The 20,533-nt window shown below is 42.0% G+C and carries 17 protein-coding genes; 2 read left to right on the top strand and 15 right to left on the bottom strand.

What is annotated here, in order from left to right; translation table 11 throughout:
• The 6 genes from moaCB to der all read right to left on the bottom strand — a co-directional run bounded on the left by moaCB (nucleotide 1) and on the right by der (nucleotide 6,697).
• The gene (moaCB, locus tag BQ5364_RS07095; RefSeq protein ID WP_004612349.1) at nucleotides 1-981 is read right to left on the bottom strand and encodes a bifunctional molybdenum cofactor biosynthesis protein MoaC/MoaB; all 981 of its coding nucleotides are present in this window, start codon (nucleotides 979-981) and stop codon (nucleotides 1-3) included.
• 11 nt (nucleotides 982-992) lie between these two features.
• Nucleotides 993-2,030: a threonine aldolase family protein gene (locus BQ5364_RS07090; RefSeq protein ID WP_004612348.1), complete on the bottom strand. Its 1,038-nt coding sequence runs from the start codon at nucleotides 2,028-2,030 to the stop codon at nucleotides 993-995.
• A 108-nt stretch (nucleotides 2,031-2,138) separates the two neighbouring features.
• Nucleotides 2,139-3,611, bottom strand: coding sequence for a stage IV sporulation protein A (spoIVA, locus tag BQ5364_RS07085; protein WP_004612347.1), 1,473 nt, complete (start codon nucleotides 3,609-3,611; stop codon nucleotides 2,139-2,141).
• Nucleotides 3,612-3,694: 83 nt separating this feature from the next.
• The gene (locus tag BQ5364_RS07080; protein ID WP_004612346.1) at nucleotides 3,695-4,705 is read right to left on the bottom strand and encodes an NAD(P)H-dependent glycerol-3-phosphate dehydrogenase; all 1,011 of its coding nucleotides are present in this window, start codon (nucleotides 4,703-4,705) and stop codon (nucleotides 3,695-3,697) included.
• Nucleotides 4,706-4,722: 17 nt separating this feature from the next.
• Nucleotides 4,723-5,364 (bottom strand): glycerol-3-phosphate 1-O-acyltransferase PlsY, encoded by a 642-nt coding sequence (gene plsY, locus BQ5364_RS07075; RefSeq protein ID WP_004612345.1) that lies wholly within the window; start codon nucleotides 5,362-5,364, stop codon nucleotides 4,723-4,725.
• 4 nt (nucleotides 5,365-5,368) lie between these two features.
• On the bottom strand, nucleotides 5,369-6,697 hold the full coding sequence (gene der / locus BQ5364_RS07070; RefSeq protein WP_022250285.1) for a ribosome biogenesis GTPase Der: 1,329 nt from the start codon (nucleotides 6,695-6,697) through the stop codon (nucleotides 5,369-5,371).
• 155 nt (nucleotides 6,698-6,852) lie between these two features.
• On the opposite strand from der, the gene BQ5364_RS07065 reads away from it, so the two are divergent.
• Entirely contained in the window at nucleotides 6,853-8,031 is a 1,179-nt protein-coding gene (locus BQ5364_RS07065; RefSeq protein WP_022250286.1) for a ribose-phosphate pyrophosphokinase, read from the top strand.
• Between the two features lie 46 nt (nucleotides 8,032-8,077).
• Here BQ5364_RS07065 and BQ5364_RS07060 read toward each other — a convergent pair whose 3' ends face one another.
• The 9 genes from BQ5364_RS07060 to BQ5364_RS07020 form a co-directional block, all read right to left on the bottom strand.
• Complete coding sequence (locus BQ5364_RS07060) at nucleotides 8,078-9,505, bottom strand: polysaccharide deacetylase family protein (protein WP_022250287.1); 1,428 nt, start codon at nucleotides 9,503-9,505, stop codon at nucleotides 8,078-8,080.
• A gap of 178 nt (nucleotides 9,506-9,683) precedes the next feature.
• The gene (locus BQ5364_RS07055) at nucleotides 9,684-10,847 is read right to left on the bottom strand and encodes a phosphoglycerate dehydrogenase (RefSeq protein WP_004612341.1); all 1,164 of its coding nucleotides are present in this window, start codon (nucleotides 10,845-10,847) and stop codon (nucleotides 9,684-9,686) included.
• 2 nt (nucleotides 10,848-10,849) lie between these two features.
• A complete protein-coding gene (serC, locus tag BQ5364_RS07050) occupies nucleotides 10,850-11,932 on the bottom strand; it encodes a 3-phosphoserine/phosphohydroxythreonine transaminase (protein ID WP_004612340.1) in 1,083 nt (360 codons plus the stop codon).
• Between the two features lie 22 nt (nucleotides 11,933-11,954).
• Nucleotides 11,955-13,631 (bottom strand): biosynthetic-type acetolactate synthase large subunit, encoded by a 1,677-nt coding sequence (gene ilvB, locus BQ5364_RS07045; RefSeq protein WP_004612339.1) that lies wholly within the window; start codon nucleotides 13,629-13,631, stop codon nucleotides 11,955-11,957.
• Nucleotides 13,632-13,649: 18 nt separating this feature from the next.
• A complete protein-coding gene (gene ilvD, locus BQ5364_RS07040) occupies nucleotides 13,650-15,317 on the bottom strand; it encodes a dihydroxy-acid dehydratase (RefSeq protein WP_022250290.1) in 1,668 nt (555 codons plus the stop codon).
• A 17-nt stretch (nucleotides 15,318-15,334) separates the two neighbouring features.
• The gene (leuB, locus tag BQ5364_RS07035) at nucleotides 15,335-16,420 is read right to left on the bottom strand and encodes a 3-isopropylmalate dehydrogenase (protein ID WP_004612337.1); all 1,086 of its coding nucleotides are present in this window, start codon (nucleotides 16,418-16,420) and stop codon (nucleotides 15,335-15,337) included.
• A 156-nt stretch (nucleotides 16,421-16,576) separates the two neighbouring features.
• A complete protein-coding gene (yajC, locus tag BQ5364_RS07030) occupies nucleotides 16,577-16,858 on the bottom strand; it encodes a preprotein translocase subunit YajC (protein WP_004612336.1) in 282 nt (93 codons plus the stop codon).
• 90 nt (nucleotides 16,859-16,948) lie between these two features.
• Complete coding sequence (gene tgt / locus BQ5364_RS07025) at nucleotides 16,949-18,082, bottom strand: tRNA guanosine(34) transglycosylase Tgt (RefSeq protein ID WP_004613545.1); 1,134 nt, start codon at nucleotides 18,080-18,082, stop codon at nucleotides 16,949-16,951.
• An 18-nt stretch (nucleotides 18,083-18,100) separates the two neighbouring features.
• Nucleotides 18,101-19,729: a L,D-transpeptidase family protein gene (locus BQ5364_RS07020; protein ID WP_071143912.1), complete on the bottom strand. Its 1,629-nt coding sequence runs from the start codon at nucleotides 19,727-19,729 to the stop codon at nucleotides 18,101-18,103.
• Nucleotides 19,730-19,979: 250 nt separating this feature from the next.
• On the opposite strand from BQ5364_RS07020, the gene BQ5364_RS07015 reads away from it, so the two are divergent.
• A complete protein-coding gene (locus tag BQ5364_RS07015; protein ID WP_071143911.1) occupies nucleotides 19,980-20,519 on the top strand; it encodes a type II toxin-antitoxin system RelB family anti-toxin in 540 nt (179 codons plus the stop codon).
• Nucleotides 20,520-20,533: the final 14 nt, after the last annotated feature.

Below are 20,533 nucleotides of genomic sequence, written 5' to 3'. Positions count from 1 at the left end.
TTACGCTTCCTTTGGAGCTGCACACTCTTTCGCAATTCCCTGTAAAATCTCTACGCCGTGTATTAGTTCAGGCAAAATATATTCCAGTGATTCTTTCAGAGATTTCGGACTTCCCGGAAAGTTTACGATCAATGTCTGTTTGCGGATTCCAGCCGCGGCCCTTGACAGCATTGCCCGTTTTGTAAACTGCATACTGTAGGCACGCATTGCCTCCGGTATTCCAGGCACCTGTCGCTCTACAATATCCAACGTCGCCTCAGGTGTTACGTCGCTTTCTGAAAATCCAGTTCCACCTGTCGTGATGATTAAGTCGACAATATTACTGTCTGCCAGCCGTTTCATCACTTCTCCCAAAATCCTGCGGTCATCCGGAAGCACCTTCATCACCTTTACTTCAAATCCTGCATTTTCTACGACTTTTTTAATATATGGTCCGCTTTTGTCTTCTCTTTCCCCTTTGTATCCTAAAGTACTTGCTGTTATAATTGCAACTCTCATATTATTTTCCCTCCTAAAATGTCCGCTTTTTCCGCCTTTTTTTTCTTCCAAATGTATCTCTGACAATTCCATGGTACGATCAATTGCCTTGCACATATCATAAATCGTCAACAACGTGACACTGACTCCGGTCAGCGCTTCCATCTCAACTCCGGTCTTCCCTTCTACTTTCACAGTACATCTTGCCAGAATTTCCAAAGTATCTTCTGAAATCTCATAGGCAATCTCGCATTTGCTGATCAGAAGTGTATGACACATTGGAATCAGATTCGCCGTCTGCTTGACCGCCATGATTCCCGCCACACGTGCCACCCCAAGCACATCTCCCTTTTTGGAAGTACCCTTTTTAACCGCCTCCATCACCTTTGCATTGACACGGATCTTTCCAGACGCCACCGCGACTCTTGATGTCACCTCTTTTTCTGAGACATCTACCATCACTGCATTTCCTTTTTCATCAAAATGTGTCAGCTTTTCACGCATCTTTTGTCTCCCTACCTCATATCCTCTAGTAATTGATAAACATCTTCCTCTTTTGTCGCCCAGCTTGTGCAAAGACGAATCACGCTGGATGTCGCATCGTATCGCTGCTGATATGTATATGCATATTTTTCTTTCAGCTGTTCCAATTTTTCATCAGACACAATCACGAACTGCTGGTTGGTTTCACTGTCGATGAAAAATGAATATCCGGCTTCCTCAAGTCCTTTTTTCAGGATCATTGCCATTCGGATTGCATGCCCTGCGATTTCAAAATACAAGCCATCTTTTAAAAGTTCTAAAAACTGGATTCCCAGCAATCTTCCCTTTGCAAGCATACCACCCTTCTGCTTGATCAGATATCTAAAATCTTCCTGAAGCGCTTTATTGCAGATAACAACCGCTTCTCCGAACAATGCTCCCACCTTCGTTCCGCCGATGTAAAACACATCACAATTCTCTGCCAATACTTCCAATGTCAGATCATTTCCTTCTGCCATCAGCCCATATCCAAGTCTTGCACCGTCTAAAAACAAATACAGCCCACATTCATTGCATGCATTTCGTATTGCTTCCAGTTCCGCCTTGCTGTACATCGTTCCAAGTTCTGTCGGGTTGGAAATATACACAAGCTTTGGCTGTGTCATATGTTCATGTGAACTGTCGGACCAGTGCTGTGTATATACTTCTTTAATCTGTTCTGCATCAATCTTTCCATCTTTCCCCGAAACTGTCATTACCTTGTGCCCACATGCCTCAATAGCTCCTGTCTCATGCACATTGATATGACCTTCTTCCACACAAAGCACTGCCTGATACGGGCGAAGAATTGATGAAATTACCGTCAGATTTGCCTGTGTGCCTCCCACAAGAAAATGCACTGCTGCATCTTCCTTTTTACACAAATCCTTGATTACTTTTGCTGCCTTTTCGCAATATGGATCTTCACCATATCCCGGTGTCTGCTCCATATTAGTTTTTACAAGTGCCTCTAAAACACGAGGGTGTGCTCCCTCATTATAATCACAATTAAAACGAATCATCTTTTTCATCCTCCTGTTTTTATAGTATAACACACTTAAAGACGGGAGAAAACTTTTTTCCCCCGTCTTTAAGTGTGTTTTTTTACTTTTATTGCCGCAAACGTCAAGAGCTTTATCTCAAATGATAATACAAACCATTCCCCCATTGCTGTCGTTTACAATTTTCTGCATTGTATCCTGCAATTTCGACTGGCTCTCATCGTTGATTGCGATAAGCTTATTACGCATGCCATCCGTCACAAGCTCTTCAATGGATTTTCCGAAAATGTTAGTGCCCCACACACCTTCTTCTGTTGCACTTGCATCTTTGATATAATTGACTAAATCATTTGCCTGCTGCTCACTGCCCACAATCGGTGCAATCTCCGTCTCTATATTTGCCCGGATCATATGAATCGACGGTGCTTCGGAATGAATTTTCACACCATATTTATTCCCCTGCTTGATAATAACCGGTTCCTCCAATTGGATTTCTTCTTTTCTCGGGCTCACCACGCCATAACCCTTCATTTTTACCGATTCCATCGCATCTTTTACGCCTTCATATTCTTTGCGAAGAGCCGCCATCTCCTTCATCGTACGGATCAGTTCGTATTCTCCTTCAATAGACGTTCCAGTCAACTCACTTAACATCTCGTAGTAATAATTATCCGCCACCTGAATCCGTACTTTTACACATCCGGTATCCAACGCCACATCATCTACCTTCATCTCTTTTATGTACATGCTGTCTGGTCTTGCTATTCCTCTTACCGCATCTTTGATTTCCGAAAAATCTTTCATCATCTCTTTTATATGCCAAAGCAGATCCGCTTTGATCTTATGTTCCCGAGACAACATCTCCACCCACTTTGGAATATAAAACTCCACTTCCGAAATAGGAAATTCAAACAGTACATTTTCCATGATCCGGTGAATATCCTCCTCCCGCAGTTGTTCACAGTTAAGCGCCATCGCCGTAACCCCATGCTTTTGCCTTATACTTTCCGCCGCCTGCTTTGCCTCTTCCCCATATGGTCTTTTTGAATTTACAAGTACGACAAACGGTTTCCCGATAGATTGCAGTTCCCGGATTGTCTTATCTTCTGCCTCGATATAATTCTCTCTCTTAAGATCACAGATTGTTCCGTCTGTTGTGATTATGATTCCAATCGTGGCATGATCATGAATCACTTTCTGTGTTCCAATGCTTGCTGCTTTTGTAAATGGAATCTCATAGTCAAACCACGGTGTCTTTACCTGGCGTTCTTCCTCATTCTCTGTGTGTCCCGCCGCACCTTTCACCATATAGCCGACACAGTCTATCAGGCGTACTTTTACTGTCACATCATCCATGAGTGAAATTTCCGCTGCCTCTTTCGGTACAAATTTCGGTTCCGTCGTCATGATTGTTTTCCCGGATGCAGACTGAGGCAACTCATCTTTTGTCCGCTGTCTACTATGTTCATCCTCTATCTTTGGCAAAACTAACAAGTCCATAAATCGTTTGATAAAAGTAGATTTTCCGGTTCTTACCGGTCCCACCACCCCAAGATAAATTTCTCCGTTGGTTCTCGCCTGTATATCTTTATAAACATCGAATACTTCCATATGATCCCTCCTGCTATTCACTTGTACAGTGTATGCAGCCAATTGGTTTGATATGTACTATATTCTCTTGTTTTTAATTCCTTTTACTCCCACGGCAAGTCACTATGTTCAATTTTTCCATCTCTTAACATCAATTCGTTAACTGCCTTTGCGGCATCTTTTCCTTTAAAGAGCACTTGATTTACCTGCTCAATGATCGGCATGGACACCTCATATTTTTCTGCAAGTTTCATTGCTGCCTTCGCAGAATAAACACCTTCCACGACCATCTTTACTTCGTCCATTGCTTCCTGCATCGTCTTTCCCTGTCCAATCAGGTATCCGGCTTTTCGGTTTCGACTGTGTACACTTGCACAGGTCACGATCAAATCTCCAATTCCGGTAAGTCCGGTAAAGCTTTCCATCTTACCGCCCATCTGGATACCAAGTCTTCCAATCTCCGCAATTCCACGAGTGATAAGCGCCGCCTTTGTATTATCACCGTATCCGAGACCATCCGCAATTCCAGCCGCGAGTGCAATGACATTTTTCAGTGCTCCACCTACCTCTATTCCGAGAATATCCGGGCTTGTATACACACGGAATGTTTCGTTCATAAACATCTTCTGAAGATATTCAGCTGTCTCTTTTGTCTTCGCGCCTACAACACATGTTGTCGGAAGTCCTCTGCCCACTTCCTCTGCATGACTCGGTCCTGATAACACAGCTACATCCGCCATCGGAAGTTCTTCCTCAATCTGTTCCGAAAGGGTCTTAAGCGTCGTCTCCTCAATTCCTTTTGCCACATTGATAAGCTTTTGATGTTTAACCACATACGGCTTCATATTTCTCGCTGTGCTTCGGATAAATGGTGAAGGTACTGCAAGGACAACAAAATCCTTCTCTGCAACGGCTTCTTCCATACTGTTTGTAATCCTCAAATCTTCTGGAATCTTCACCCCCGGCAATTTGCTCTTGTGTTCCCTTTCTTTTTTTAATTCCTCTACCTCGTCATTGTTGATTGACCACAAAGTAACCTCATGCCCATTTTTATACAGTAATAACGCCAACGCTGTTCCCCAGCTTCCGGCTCCCATGATGCCTGCTTTTGCCATGCCATATCCTCCTGCCTCTATTTCGTTTTCCTGTCTGCTCCAAATTTATTTTCCGTCCCGTTCAAAAGACGCTTGATGTTTGCACGATGTCTGTAAAATGCCATCAGCATCAAAACAAACGCAATCATATACATTTCATATAATTCTGGCTGTGTCAGAGAAAATCCTCCCATCTGACCATACACAATCACTTCAGCCAAAAACAATACCACTAGAATAAGTGACCCCAACGAAACGTATCGGGTCACTGCCACAACCAAAATAAATACAATAGCCGCAATCAGCATCATAATCGGATTCGTAGCAAGAATCAATCCTGCTGTCGCCGCAATTCCTTTTCCTCCTTTGAATTTTAAATAAAAGGGAAAATTGTGTCCAAGTACTGCGCCCATCCCGGCATACATTGCAAGCAGACTGATATTATCATGTGTAGAGCCGTACAGCCAGTACACAACTGCAACTGCTGCAACACATTTCAGGCAATCGCCCAAAAAGGTGATTGCCCCCGCGGTCCATCCTAACGTTCTGAGAGCGTTTGTCGTCCCGGCATTGCCGCTTCCATGTTGTCTGATGTCAATGTGTTTTAATTTTCCATAAAAGTACCCTGTCTGAAACAAGCCAAACAGATATCCGATTACAACACAAATCAAACGTTCCATACTACTAACGCTCCTTTTCCTTTCGCTCGCGGATGAAAAATTTCAGTGAAGTTCCCTTAAAGCCAAACGCTTCTCTAATCTTATTCTCCAAATATCTTGTATATGAAAAGTGCATCAATTCCTTATCATTCACAAAGATAACAAATGTCGGCGGTTTTACCGCTACCTGTGTAATATAGTACAATTTCAAACGCTTTCCTTTATCCGACGGCGGCTGCTGCATCGCAACTGCCTCTGCCATGATCTCATTGAGAACACCTGTAGCCACACGAAGCGTCTGATTCTCCATCACGACATCAATCATCTCATAAAGCTTGTTCAGGCGCTGTCCTGTCGCTGCAGACACATACATAATCTCTGCATATGGCATATACGCCAATGTCTGACGAATCTTTTTCTCATACTCGTACATTGTCTTATCATGTTTCTCAATCGCATCCCATTTATTGACAACAATGATAATTCCTTTTCCTCTTTCATGGGCAATTCCGGCGATCTTTGCATCCTGCTCTGTGATTCCTTCTACCGCATCGATCACCATTAAGACAACGTCGGCACGTTCCACCGCTGTCACAGTACGAATGATACTATATCGCTCCAGCTCTTCTTTAATCTTATTCTTTCTTCGCAGACCTGCTGTATCAATAAACACATATTCTTTTCCATGATATTTGATTGCAGTATCAATTGCATCACGTGTCGTGCCTGCAACATCGGATACAATCACACGGTTCTCACCAAGCAATTTATTGACAATAGAAGATTTTCCAACATTTGGTTTACCCACAATTGCAATTCTTGGTCTTTCATCCTCTTCTTCCGTCGCATTTCCCTCCGGGAAGAATTTCACTACTTCATCAAGCATATCACCGATACCAAGTCTGGATGCTGCCGAAATCGGGATTGGGTCACCGATTCCTAAATTATAAAATTCGTACACATCCGGCATAAGCTTCTGGAAGCTGTCCACTTTATTGACAACAAGCACAACCGGCTTTCCGGAGCGTCTTAGCATATCTGCAACCTTGGAATCTGCATCTACAAGTCCCTGTCTCACATCTGTAATAAAAACAATGACATCAGCTGTATCAATGGCAATCTGAGCCTGTTCTCTCATCTGCGATAAAATAATATCTTTGCTGTCCGGTTCGATTCCTCCGGTATCAATCATTGTAAATTCTTTATCCAGCCATGTTACTTCTGCATAGATTCTATCTCTTGTCACACCCGGCGTATCTTTTACGATGGAAATCATCTCTCCCGCCAGTGCATTAAATAATGTCGACTTCCCTACATTCGGTCTTCCGACGATTGCTACAATTGGTTTACTCATATTTTTTCTCCTATTAATTACTATTTATACTAATTCTAATCTCTATCATACTAAATTTTTCGAAAAAAAGCAATTTCCACATGAAATTCTTGAAGCAAATGATTTTTTTTGCTAATATGGGTATGTTAAAAGAATTTATTTTTATGGAGGCCCCTATGGCAAATATCACATTATTAGAAAAAGCACTTCCAATTGCTCCTCTTAAAATAGCCGCATTGGATAGTTGCAAAGAACTTGGTCAAAAAGTAAATGACTACATCGTTTCCTTTCGCCAGAATGCAGTTGAAAAATGGCCGGATTCCGCTTCAATTGCAAATTACCGTCTGGAGAACTATTTAGTCGACAGCGCGTGCCCTCGTTTTGGTTCAGGTGAAGCAAAAGGTATGCTTCGCGAATCCATCCGCGGCACAGACTTATTCATCATGGTAGATGTATGTAACTACAGCCTTACATACTCTGTAAACGGACATAAAAACCACATGTCACCAGATGACCATTATCAGGATTTAAAACGTATTATCTCGGCTGCTACCGGAAAAGCACGCCGCATCAACGTTATTATGCCATTCTTGTATGAAAGTCGTCAACACAAACGGACAAAGAGAGAGTCTCTTGACTGTGCATTTGCATTAGAAGAACTTACAGCAATGGGTGTATCGAATATCATCACATTTGATGCGCACGACCCACGTGTACAAAATGCAATTCCGCTCAAAGGATTCGATAACTTTACACCGCCATATCAGTTTATGAAAGCTTTGCTCCGCGCAGAGCCGGATTTGAAAGTGGACAAGGATCACCTGATGATCATCAGTCCGGATGAAGGCGCTATGCACCGTGCCGTTTATTTTTCAAACGTTTTAGGCGTAGATATGGGTATGTTCTACAAACGTCGCGACTACTCTACAATTGTAAATGGAAAAAATCCAATCGTGGCACATGAATTTTTAGGTGATGATCTTGCCGGAAAGAATGCAATCATTATCGATGATATGATTTCTTCCGGAGAAAGTATGTTAGATGTTGCAAAACAGATTAAAGAACGCGGCGCTAACCGTGTATTTGTCTGCACAACCTTTGGATTATTTACAGATGGCTTTGCAAAATTTGACGATTATTACGAAAAAGGCTACATCGATCGTGTCATTACAACGAACTTGACATACCTTCCATCCGAATTATATGAAAAACCATATTTTGTTATGGCAGATATGAGCAAATTCCTTGCACTTATCATTGATTCTTTGAATCATGACATTACCATCGGTTCTGTCATGAATCCAACCGATAAGATTCATAAATTGCTTGAAAAACATCAGAAAGATCAACAATAATTAAGCAAAAGCTTGTAAGTACCTCAAACATACTTACAAGCTTTTTCTATTGTTTATAAAACTGTGAATAACGCACTCCATTTTCCAGCGAGATTCCTCTTGCTTCTGCAAGCTCACTCACTGTCACCAGCTGATATCCTTGTTCAATCAGTTTTGGGATTAACTCAAATGCCGCATTTACGGAAAAGTCATGTATATCATGAAGCAAAATCACATCTCCATCACTGACCGTCTCAAGGACGTAATCTCTAATCAATGCCGCATCCTTTTTCTTCCAGTCAAGCGTATCTAAAGACCACATGATGACCGGCTTTCCTGCCAAACTCTTCACCTTGTCGTTATAAGAGCCAAACGGCGGACGCAACAGACTTGCTCCATGTCCCACTGCTGCCGCAATCGCTGCATCTGTAGACTGAATCTCTTCTTTGACACTTGCATCATCTAGTTTGACGAGATTTTTATGATTCGTCGTATGATTACCAATTTCGCATCCAATCTCTTCCATTCGCTTAATGGTATCCGGATACTTCGCCGCATTCGTTCCAACCATAAAGAAGGTAGCCCTTGCACCATACTCCTCCAATTTATCCAAAAGAGAATCCGTGTATTTTCCCGGTCCATCATCAAATGTCAACGCAACCATCGGTTTCTCCGGATCCACCTTGCTCGCCTTTGACTGTAATTTCCCATCTTTGCCAAATACGCAGTCCAACTGAAATACTCTCTGCTTTCCTGTCAGCATCTTTCCCTCTTTGTCAAAGTAATAAGTATCTTCCCCTATCTTTTGCCAGCCAACACTCATCTTCCCATCTTCCTGAAAATAGTAAGTACCTTCCTTTGTCTCTTTCCAACCAATACTCATCTCTCCATTCTCATCGAAAAAATAGCGGAAATTATCGATATCTTTCCATCCTGTTACCATCTCTCCATTCTCATCTATGTAATATGTCTTCTCTTTTGAAAGAACAAATTCTGATGCCGCATAGGTACCGTCCCACTTTTTAAATTTTTTATCTTCCCAAGTCCCGTATTTATTCTTAACTTGGCAAGTGCCGTTTTTCACCTGAACCTTTAGCTTTTTTCTCCATTTCTTATCTATTTTTTTCTTCAAATCTTTTTCAAAAGAAATGGTAATTGGATACTCTCCTTCTTTTGTCTGATCAATCTCATATGTTAGCCGATATCCTTTCCCCGCATTCAAATCCTTCACAAAATCTTTCACAGTATATCCTTTTTCCAGTTCTTTCTCACTGTATTTTTCGTCCTTACAAGAAGCGGCAGCCTGAATCTGCGGAATCTCCTCATCTTGAAGAATTGACACATTTTTCACTTTTAAAATCACTTCCGGAATCGTTCTCTTTGCGATTCTAAAAATCAGTCCCCCTAACAAGATAAGCAATATTGTAACCAATACAATCCCAACTGCAATCTTTTTTCTTCTTCTGTACCTTATTCCTTTTCTCACCCTAAACATATCACTCGTACTCCTACTTTTGTTTGCAAAATTTATTATAGTCCACTTCTGTTTGTATTGCAATGTTTCTGCCCTTAAGAACCCCTTAAAAAAATGTTACGTATTTGCTACGTTTTGCTACAATTTTGTTGTAAAAAAAGAAGACTGCAAATCCATCTCTGAACTTGCAGCCTTTTTCCTATTCAATCACACGAACTCTTAAAACATCCTTTATCGTGCCCAATTTTTCTTTAATCTCTTCGTTCAATCCGCCTTCAATATCAATCATCGTATAAGCGTATTCCTTCTTACTCTTATTTGTCATGTCAGAAATATTCACTCCTGCCTCTGCAAGCAAGGTTGTGAACTGACCAATCATATTCGGTACATTGTGATGGAGAATCGTGATTCTTGTCTTTCCATCACGGTATCCCATATCGCAGTTCGGATAGTTGACAGAATTTCTAATATTCCCGTTTTCCAGGAAATCCATCACTTCTTTTACTGCCATCTTTGCACAATTATCCTCCGATTCCTCTGTAGATGCCCCTAAATGCGGAATCACAATCGTTCCTTTCACGCCTGCTACCAATGGATTCGGGAAATCTGTGACATACCGTTTCACCTTTCCGCTTTCCAGTGCGTCGATCATATCTTCTTCGTTCACAAGCACATCTCGTGCGAAGTTCAATACAACCACATCTTTTTTCATCAAACTGATCGCATCTTTATTGATCATTCCTTTTGTGCTCTCCAGTGCCGGAACATGAATTGTAATGTAATCACATTCTTTATACAATTCATCCACTGTTTTTGCATGGTAAATATTTCTTGATAATTTCCAGGCTGCATCTACCGAAATATAAGGGTCATAACCGTATACATCCATGCCAAGATGAGCTGCTGCGTTTGCAACGAGAACACCAATTGCGCCAAGACCGATCACTCCAAGTTTCTTTCCTTCCAATTCACAGCCCGCAAATGCCTTTTTTTGTTTCTCCGCATGTTTTGCCACATCACCGTCTTCTTCGTGCTCCTGCACCCAGTTGATTCCCCCGATAATATCTCTGGATGCGAGCAGCATACCTGCAATCACAAGTTCCTTTACACCATTTGCATTTGCTCCCGGTGTATTAAATACAACAATTCCTTCTTCTGCACATCTGTCAAGTGGAATGTTATTCACGCCTGCTCCTGCACGTGCGATTACTTTTAACTCTTTATCAAATTCCAACTCATGCATTGCAGCGCTTCTCACAAGCACTGCGTCTACACCTTCTAACTTTCCTTCAGCTTCATACTCGCCTGTAAACTGGTTTAAGCCTACTTCTGCAATTGGATTTAAACAATGAAATTTATACATATCTACAGATTCTCCTCCTCAAATTTTTTCATAAAGTCCACCAGTGCCTGAACGCCTTCTTCCGGCATCGCATTATAGATACTTGCTCTCATACCTCCAACACTTCTGTGACCTTTTAAATTCTCAAGTCCTGCCGCCTTTGCTTCTTTTACAAATTTTGCATCTAACTCGTCACTTCCTGTAACAAACGGCACATTCATAAGAGAGCGATCTTTCTTTTCCACTGTTCCTTTGAACAATTTACTTTGATCAAGAAAATCGTAAAGAATCTTTGCTTTTCTTTCATTTCTCTCTTTCATCGCTTCCAGACCACCCATCTCTTTCAGCCACTGAAATACTTTTCCACAGATATAAATTCCATAAGCAGGCGGAGTGTTGTAAAGAGAATCTGCATCAGCATGTGTCTTATATGTGAGCATCGTAGGTGTTCCCGGGAGCACATCTTCTGTAATCAAATCTTCGCGGATAATCACAATAACTACACCTGCAGGTCCGATATTCTTTTGTACACCACCATAAATAATTCCATATTTGCTGACATCTACCGGTTCTGATAAAAAGCAGGATGATACATCGGCTACAAGTGTCTTTCCTTTTGTATTTGGCAGTTCCTTAAATTTGGTTCCATAAATCGTATTATTTTCACAAATATACACATAGTCTGCATCTTCTGAGATTGGAAGATCTGAACAATCTGGTATGTAAGAAAATGTTTTATCTTCTGAAGAAGCAATTTTATTGACCTTACCATATTTTGCTGCTTCCTGGTATGCTTTTTTTGCCCATTGTCCAGTCACAATGTAGTCCGCCACCTTGTTTTTCATCAAGTTCATCGGAATCATCGCAAACTGCTGTGACGCTCCTCCCTGCAAAAACAGCACTTTATAGTTATCCGGAATATGCATGAGCTCTCTTAAATCCGACTCCGCCGTTTTGATAATCTCCTCAAATGCTTTCGATCTATGACTCATCTCCATAACCGACATTCCGCATCCCTTGTAATCTAACATCTCTTCTGCTGCTGATTTTAGAACACTTTCTGGCAATACTGCCGGTCCTGCTGAAAAATTATACACTCTGCTCATTTTTTATTCCTCCACTTCATTTTTATTTTTCTAAATCTTCTTCACTAAATGCCTCGCTGATCGCAGCCCCTGGTGCAACCATCGGCCATACTTTTTCATCACTGTCGATCTGGCAGTCAATCACAACCGGTCTCCCCATAGCCAGCGCCTCCTGGAAAGCTTTTTGAAACTCTTCCCGTGTCGCCGCACGTATTCCGACCGCCCCCATTGCTTCTGCCAATTTTACAAAGTCTACCGCATCATTTAACACGGTTGCAGAATAACGCTTTTCATAAAACAGCGTCTGCCACTGACGCACCATGCCAAGTACATGGTTATTTACCACGACTTGAATAATCGGAATATTGTATCTTGCCGCTGTTGCAATCTCATTCATATTCATTCGGAAACATCCATCTCCGGCAACATTGACCACGGTCTTGTCCGGCATCCCCATCTTTGCTCCGAGCGAAGCGCCAAGTCCATAGCCCATTGTCCCAAGACCTCCCGAAGTTAAAAACGTTCTCGGTTTTGTGTATTTATAAAATTGTGCAGCCCACATCTGATGCTGTCCGACTTCTGTTGTAATGATTGCGTCTCCGTTAGTCTGTCTGTATATTTCTTCCACAATATACGGTCCTGTAAGTCCTTCCGGATGATACGTCAGAGGATGTTTTTCTTTATATTCCTCAATCTGCTGTTTCCATTCCTCATGACTTTGCTGTTCCACCTTTTCATTCAGGATTATCAGAACTTCTTTGATATCTCCGGTCACACTCGCATCTGTGAGAATATTTTTATCTATTTCTGCCGGATCAATATCAATTTGCAGAATTTTCGCATGATGTGCAAATTTCTTTGCATTTCCAGTCACACGGTCACTGAACCTTGCACCGACCACGACCAAAAGGTCACATTGGCTCACTCCAAAATTCGACGCTTTCGTTCCATGCATTCCAAGCATTCCAGAGTACAGCTCATCTGTTCCCGGAAATGCTCCTTTTCCCATCAGAGAATCCGCCACAGGCGCATCAATTTTATGTGCAAATTCCACTAAAGACTCACTTGCTCCTGACAAAACTGCCCCGCCACCCACAAAAATATATGGTTTCTTGGCTCTCTGAATCATTTTCACCGCTGTTTCAATCTCATCTTCATCGATTTTCTTTCTCTGAATATCTGTGACGTCAATTTCTACTTTTTGATATTCACTCAGATTTGCAGTCACATCTTTCGGAATATCGATCAGAACTGGTCCCGGTCTTCCTGTCCTTGCAATCAAAAACGCTTTTCGAATCGTATCCGCCAATTTATCGACATCTTTGACGATATAATTGTGCTTTGTAATCGGCATTGTAATGCCTGCGATATCTATTTCCTGAAAACTATCTTTTCCAAGCAGGGAAACACCTACGTTACAGGTAATCGCCACTACTGGAATGGAATCCATATACGCCGTCGCAATCCCGGTCACAAGATTCGTGGCTCCCGGTCCACTTGTTGCAAGGCAGACACCTACTTTCCCGGTTGCTCTTGCATATCCGTCTGCTGCATGTGCAGCTCCCTGTTCGTGGGAAGTCAATATATGACAAATCTCATCGCTATGTTTATATAACGCATCGTATACATTTAAAATCGCACCTCCCGGATATCCAAATACAGTATCCACTCCCTGCTCTTTCAAACATTCGATCACGATTTCTGCTCCTGTTAATTGCATCTGTCTTTCTCCTTCTCTTTATCTTGGGATTTCTAATACAGCTCCTCTGTTTCCGGATGTCACCAGCGCCGCATATCTTGCCAAATAACCTGTTGTAACCTTTGGTTTTCTTGGTTTCCACTCTGCTTTCCTTTTTGCAAGCAGCTCATCCGAAACAGCCAGCTCTATTTTATTTTCCGGGATATTGATCTTAATGATATCGCCTTCTTCCACTAACGCAATTGGACCTCCCACTGCTGCTTCCGGAGACACGTGTCCGATGGATGCACCTCTTGATGCGCCACTGAAACGCCCATCCGTAATCAACGCCACACTGGAGCCGAGTCCCATACCGGCAATTGCCGATGTCGGATTGAGCATCTCCCTCATTCCAGGTCCTCCTTTCGGTCCCTCATAGCGAATGACAACCACATCACCTGCGACAATTTTTCCGCCTTTGATTGCGGCAATCGCATCTTCCTCACAGTCAAACACTCTCGCCGGACCTTCATGTACCATCATCTCTTCCACAACCGCCGAACGTTTTACAACGCCGCCATGTGGTGCAAGGTTTCCTGTGAGCACTGCAAGACCACCTGTTTCACTGTATGGATTTTCAATTGGTCTTATGACATCCGGATCTTTGTTGACACATCCCTCAATGTTCTCACCAACTGTTTTTCCAGTTACGGTCATGCACTCTGTATATAAAAGATTCTTTTTATTTAACTCATTCATCACTGCATACACACCGCCTGCCTCGTTCAGGTCTTCCATATACGTGTGTCCTGCCGGTGCGAGATGACAGAGGTTCGGGGTCTTTGCACTGATCTCATTTGCAAATGTGATATCAAAATCCATTCCAATCTCATGTGCAATCGCCGGAAGATGTAACATACTGTTTGTCGAACAGCCCAGCGCCATATCCACAGTAAGTGCATTCAAAATCGCCTTTTCTGTCATAATATCTCTTGGCCTGATATTTTTCTCCCACAGCTCCATCACTTTCATTCCTGCGTGTTTTGCAAGGCGGATTCGTTCGGAATACACCGCCGGAATCGTTCCATTTCCTTTCAATCCCATACCAAGCACTTCCGTCAGACAGTTCATGCTGTTTGCCGTGTACATACCGGAGCAGGAACCACAAGTCGGACATGCTTTGCTCTCAAATTCCTGTACATCTTCTGCAGTCATCGTTCCCGCCGCATAGGAACCAACTGCCTCAAACATACTCGAAAGGCTTGTCTTGCATCCCTTCACTCTCCCCGCTAGCATCGGACCTCCGCTCACAAAAATCGTCGGCACATTGATTCTTGCTGCTGCCATCAAAAGTCCCGGTACATTTTTATCACAGTTCGGAATCATGACAAGCGCATCAAACTGATGTGCCATAGCCATCGCTTCCGTGGAATCTGCGATCAGGTCTCTTGTGACAAGAGAATATTTCATACCGATATGCCCCATTGCAATTCCGTCACAGACTGCAATTGCCGGAAACATAACAGGCGTTCCACCAGCCATTGCCACACCCATTTTTACCGCATTGGCAATCTTGTCAAGATTCATATGCCCCGGCACAATCTCATTGTAAGAACACACGATTCCCACTAACGGTTTTTCCAACTCTTCTTCTGTATATCCTAATGCATTGAACAACGAACGGTGCGGTGCCTGCTGCATTCCTTTTGTTACTGTATCACTTCTCATATCTGTCTCTCCCTTCGTTACGCAATTCTTTCACAGATCAGATCACCGATTTTCGCAGTGCCAACCTGTTCTTTTCCTTCTGACATGATATCGATGGTACGGTACCCATCTTTTAATACCTGACTGACTGCTTTCTCAATTGCATCCGCCTCTTTATCTAAGTCAAATGAAAATCTTAACATCATCGCCGCAGACAGTATTGTGGCAATCGGATTAGCAATTCCTTTGCCTGCAATATCCGGTGCCGAACCGCCGCTTGGCTCATATAGACCGAATTTTGTATCGTTCAAACTTGCCGAGGCAAGCATTCCGATTGAACCTGTCACCATGCTTGCCTCATCGGACAAAATGTCTCCAAACATGTTTTCTGTCAAAATCACATCAAACTGCTTTGGATCTTTTACAAGCTGCATCGCACAGTTGTCGACAAGCATATGTTCCAAAGCAACTTCTGGATATTCTTTTGCAATCTCCTCAACAATCTTTCTCCATAATCTGGAAGAATCAAGGACATTCGCTTTATCCACACTGATCACTTTTTTTCTTCGTTTCATCGCGATCTCAAATGCTCTCTTTGCAATTCTTCGAATCTCATTCTCATTGTAGGTAAGTTCGTCACATGCGGTCATAACACCATCTATCTCTTCCGTCTTTCGATTTCCAAAATACAATCCACCCGTTAGTTCTCGCATGATCATCATATCAAATCCACCTTCGGTAATCTCTTCTTTTAACGGGCATGCTCCTTTCAATTCATCATACAGCACTGCCGGTCTTAAGTTTGCAAAGAGATTCAATTCTTTTCGAATCTTTAAAAGTCCTGCCTCCGGGCGTCTGTTTGGTTCCAACTGATACCACGGTGAAACTTTTGCATCTCCTCCGATAGAGCCCATCAAAACAGCGTCACATGATTTTGCTTCCGCTACAGTCTCATCTGTCAATGGGATCCCATGTACATCAATCGAGGCGCCTCCAAGCAATAACTCTTTATATCTGTATGTATGGCCGTACACTTCTCCGACCTTATCTAATACTTTCATTGCCTCTTCTACAATTTCAGGACCAATCCCATCCCCTTTGATAATTCCAACTTTCAATTCCATATATCTCTTCCCTTCTCTTGCAAAAGTTTATAGGTCTAATCATATCGTATTTTTATTCACGTTTCAACCCTTTAATACGGAAAAGTGTATTTTTTTAGAGTATACTCTGTTTTAAGGCCAAAAAAAGAGAAGGCTAAGCCTTCCCTTTACATTCACTTATTCTTCTGTATTTGCTTTTTCTACCTGCGTAATCGCTGCTTTCTGCATCGGAATACGGCAGTTCTTGTTATTACCAAACTCTACAATTACATCCTCGTCTGTAATATCAATGATTACTCCGTAGAATCCACTTGTTGTCAACACAGTATCACCTACTGCCAGTTCAGATAACATCAACTGTATTCTCTTCTGTTCTTTCTTTTGCGGACGCATCAGTAAGAACCAAAATCCCCCAAGAATTACTGCATAAAAAATAAGCAAAAATATTGGATTATTCATCTTATTTCCTCCTACTATTTTTAAACACTATGACCATCATACACAATCTATAGACATACATCAAGTGTTTTTTTAGATTTCATAATTTTTTTATACTTCCTGAATTCCCATTCCTGCAAGTTTTTCTCTTTTGTATTCTTTATAGCGTCCTGCTTCAATCGCAGCTCTGATCTCTTCCATCATATTGTTATAGAAATACAAATTATGCAGCACACAGAGTCTCATTCCAAGCATCTCTTTTGCTTTCAAAAGATGTCTGATGTACGCTCTGCTGTATGTGCGGCATGCAGGACACTGGCAGCCCTCTTCAATCGGCGCGTCATCCAGCTCATATTTTGCATTGAACAAGTTTAATTTCCCCTGATTTGTATATACATGTCCATGTCTTCCGTTTCGGCTCGGATATACACAGTCAAAAAAGTCAACACCCCTGTCAACCGCTTCCAAAATATTTGCCGGAGTCCCTACACCCATCAGATACGTAGGTTTCTCAATCGGAAGATACGGCACAACCGCCTCCAAAATGCGATACATCTCCTCATGGGATTCTCCTACCGCAAGCCCTCCGACTGCGTATCCATCCAAATCCATCTTTGCAATCTCTTTCGCATGTTCAATACGAATATCTTCATAAATTCCGCCTTGATTAATTCCAAATAGCATCTGGTGCTGGTTGATCGTATCCGGAAGCGTATTCAATCTTGCCATCTCGGCTTTGCATCTTGCAAGCCATCTTGTTGTACGTTCCACTGAGTTCTGAATATATTCTCTTGTCGCCACACTGGATGGGCACTCATCAAATGCCATTGCAATCGTAGAAGCCAGATTGGACTGAATCTGCATACTTTCCTCCGGTCCCATAAAGATTTTTTTGCCATCAATGTGAGAGTTAAAGTACACACCTTCTTCTTTAATCTTACGAAGTCCCGCAAGCGAAAACACCTGGAACCCACCGGAATCTGTCAGAATCGGCTTATCCCATACCATAAATTTATGAAGACCGCCTAACTTTTTCACCACTTGATCTCCGGGTCTCACATGCAGATGATACGTATTGGATAACTCTACCTGCGTCTTAATTCCTTGTAAATCTTCTGTAGATACGGCGCCTTTGATTGCCGCCGCAGTTCCTACATTCATAAATACAGGGGTCTGAATGACCCCGTGCACTGTATGGAACTCGCCTCGTTTTGCGAGTCCATCTCGTTTTAATAATTTATACATGTCTTTACCTCTTTACTTTTAATAATGAATCACGACCGGGCACCCCACTTGAAGCATATCATACAATTGTCCTGCCAAAGCCGGCGGCATATTGATACAGCCGTGAGAACCTTTTCTCGTCTTATAAATCTCACCGCCAAACGCTGTCTGCCATTTGGCATCATGGAACCCAATTCCCGTCCATGTAACTCGCATCCAGTACTCTACCGGTGTCTCATATTCATAAGTTCCATCCGGTTTTTTGTCACCGCGAAGTGTTTTATTTCTCATCTTCTCCAAAATAGTATATGTACCCTGTGGCGTCACACGTTCCGGCACTGGGATTCCGGTCACTACATCCGTCTCAAGCTTCACAGTTCCATCCACGATATACCACATATGTTGTGTCGTCAAATCTACTTCCAAATATGTCGTTCCAAAATCTTGTGCTCCATGTGATGCCGCTGTCTGCGAATACACCGGCTCTCTTTCTACCGCTTCACCGGACTTGATATTATTCACCAAAGTCTCGTATTCCGCGTCTTTATCAATCTCCCAGCCATATCCTCCGCCGGACACCTCTGCAGTCTTTCCCGTCGGCGTTGTAATCGTTCTGACTTTTCCAACCGTATTATACTGATTGCACAGTTCATCAATGTACGCTCTCATCGCATCTTCCGAGAATGTGACATTCATATTCTCATCTACCGTCATCCACTGTGAGATCAGAGATTTATCTACAACTGTTTTCGGTTCTACCGTATATGTAACAGAAGCGTTCAAATAACTATTCATGCTGTCTTTTGCAGAAATAACTTCTTTTGATTCCGTAGTGAACTTCGGTGCCACATAGCACTTCTCTTTGTCCAAATCTAATGTTGCTCTAAATTGTCCTACATAATCATGTAAAACTTTTGAAAATGTTTCCTGATCAATCTGCGTTCCAAGCGTCTCAGCCTGAATCTCAAACTGCTCCCCGTTAAAAACCGGCTGTGCCGAAACCGGCGCTGTCTGGTTCTCTTCTTTCAAACAGTCCAGAGATGCCATTGCCTGGTTCAGCTTGTCTTCATTGTAGCTTACTTCCACCGTTGCCTGTGCGCTGTCATTTCCAAAAAATGCCGTAAACCATAAAAATGGATTCTGATTCTCCTTTACTTCTTCGACACCTTTTCCATTCTTGTATTGCAGATCAATCGCACTTCCCTGAATGGTCTCGGTCTTTCCATCTCTTTCTTTTAATGTCAGCGTATAATCACTCACCTGTTTCTTCATATAGTTTTCTACGTCTTTCACAGTCTTTCCTGAAAAACTGACATCATTGATCTTTGTTTCAAAGTAAAAATGGTTGATAAAAAAGAGGGAAAATCCCAAATAAATAAGACCTATTGCTCCTAAGATGCCTGCGATAATGATTCTGCCACGTTTCTTTTTTCCATGCTTTTTGACTTCCTTATCGAAGCTTGTGTCATCATTCAAGAAGAAAATCTCACTCTCCGTCTCTTCCTCTGATTCTTCCTCTTCTTTCGACTCGGCAGTCTCCTCTGATTCCGAAGCTTTTGGCGTCTCTTCGTCCTCTGAGTCAGCAATGCTTTCCATGATTTCTTTCATAGTTTCTTCTACGATCTCGTCTGATGATCTTTCTTCTTTTTGTCGTTCTTTATCGCTCATTTAGTATAACTCCTCTTATCCTTAATCCATATGTTGATATTATAATACGAACATATGGAAAAGTACAGTACAAAATCATTAATAATACTTAATAAAATTGTTACATTTCACGAACAACAATTGCTTTTTTCTCCAATTCATGTATAATAATATTTGTGTGCCTTCAGTTAAGAAATACTAAACTTTTTGTTTATTTTTACTTTTACAGGCGCACTCTACTACTCTGTTGCAGATTAGAAAGGATTACTTTATGAATATCGGAAATAAGATCAAAGAACTTCGAATCGAAAGAAATTTGACACAGGAAGAATTAGCTAATCGAGCAGAACTGTCGAAGGGATTCATCTCACAGTTAGAGCGAAATCTGACTTCCCCTTCTATCGCAACTTTAATTGATATTCTTCAGTGCCTCGGTACAAATCTGACCGAATTCTTTGCCGAAGAGTCCGATGAACAGATCGTCTTTCGCAAAGATGATTTTTTTGTAAAAAAGGACACAGAACTTCGCAACACCATTGAATGGATCATTCCAAACGCTCAAAAGAATATGATGGAACCAATCCTGCTTACATTGGAAGCTGGAGGCTCCACTTACTTAGACGTCCCCCACGAAGGGGAAGAATTCGGTTATGTTCTGCAGGGAAGCATTCAGATCCATGTGGGCAGGAAAGTACACACTGCCAAAAAAGGGGAATCTTTTTACTTCATTCCCCATTCGGAACATTATATAACAGCAAATAAAACAAACGGTGCAAAGATTATATGGGTGACAACCCCACCGAGTTTTTAATACAAGGAGGATTT

This window comes from Coprococcus phoceensis (assembly GCF_900104635.1).
Lineage (GTDB): Bacteria > Bacillota > Clostridia > Lachnospirales > Lachnospiraceae > Faecalimonas > Faecalimonas phoceensis.
The sequence above is the reverse complement of the archived record's forward strand: the minus strand, read 5'-3'. Positions and strand labels throughout refer to the sequence as shown.

Bases quoted from the DNA above. Each gene is read 5' to 3' on its own strand.
- BQ5364_RS07020 (WP_071143912.1), bottom strand. From the start codon at position 19,729: ATGAGCGATAAAGAACGACAAAAAGAAGAAAGATCATCAGACGAGATC.
- ilvB (WP_004612339.1), bottom strand. From the start codon at position 13,631: ATGCAATTAACAGGAGCAGAAATCGTGATCGAATGTTTGAAAGAGCAG.
- spoIVA (WP_004612347.1), bottom strand. From the start codon at position 3,611: ATGGAAGTATTCGATGTTTATAAAGATATACAGGCGAGAACCAACGGA.
- BQ5364_RS07060 (WP_022250287.1), bottom strand. From the start codon at position 9,505: ATGTTTAGGGTGAGAAAAGGAATAAGGTACAGAAGAAGAAAAAAGATT.
- BQ5364_RS07055 (WP_004612341.1), bottom strand. From the start codon at position 10,847: ATGTATAAATTTCATTGTTTAAATCCAATTGCAGAAGTAGGCTTAAAC.
- BQ5364_RS07080 (WP_004612346.1), bottom strand. From the start codon at position 4,705: ATGGCAAAAGCAGGCATCATGGGAGCCGGAAGCTGGGGAACAGCGTTG.
- leuB (WP_004612337.1), bottom strand. From the start codon at position 16,420: ATGGAATTGAAAGTTGGAATTATCAAAGGGGATGGGATTGGTCCTGAA.
- yajC (WP_004612336.1), bottom strand. From the start codon at position 16,858: ATGAATAATCCAATATTTTTGCTTATTTTTTATGCAGTAATTCTTGGG.
- BQ5364_RS07090 (WP_004612348.1), bottom strand. From the start codon at position 2,030: ATGAAAAAGATGATTCGTTTTAATTGTGATTATAATGAGGGAGCACAC.
- plsY (WP_004612345.1), bottom strand. From the start codon at position 5,364: ATGGAACGTTTGATTTGTGTTGTAATCGGATATCTGTTTGGCTTGTTT.
- BQ5364_RS07015 (WP_071143911.1), top strand. From the start codon at position 19,980: ATGAATATCGGAAATAAGATCAAAGAACTTCGAATCGAAAGAAATTTG.
- moaCB (WP_004612349.1), bottom strand. From the start codon at position 981: ATGCGTGAAAAGCTGACACATTTTGATGAAAAAGGAAATGCAGTGATG.
- der (WP_022250285.1), bottom strand. From the start codon at position 6,697: ATGAGTAAACCAATTGTAGCAATCGTCGGAAGACCGAATGTAGGGAAG.
- tgt (WP_004613545.1), bottom strand. From the start codon at position 18,082: ATGTATAAATTATTAAAACGAGATGGACTCGCAAAACGAGGCGAGTTC.
- BQ5364_RS07065 (WP_022250286.1), top strand. From the start codon at position 6,853: ATGGCAAATATCACATTATTAGAAAAAGCACTTCCAATTGCTCCTCTT.
- serC (WP_004612340.1), bottom strand. From the start codon at position 11,932: ATGAGCAGAGTGTATAATTTTTCAGCAGGACCGGCAGTATTGCCAGAA.
- ilvD (WP_022250290.1), bottom strand. From the start codon at position 15,317: ATGAGAAGTGATACAGTAACAAAAGGAATGCAGCAGGCACCGCACCGT.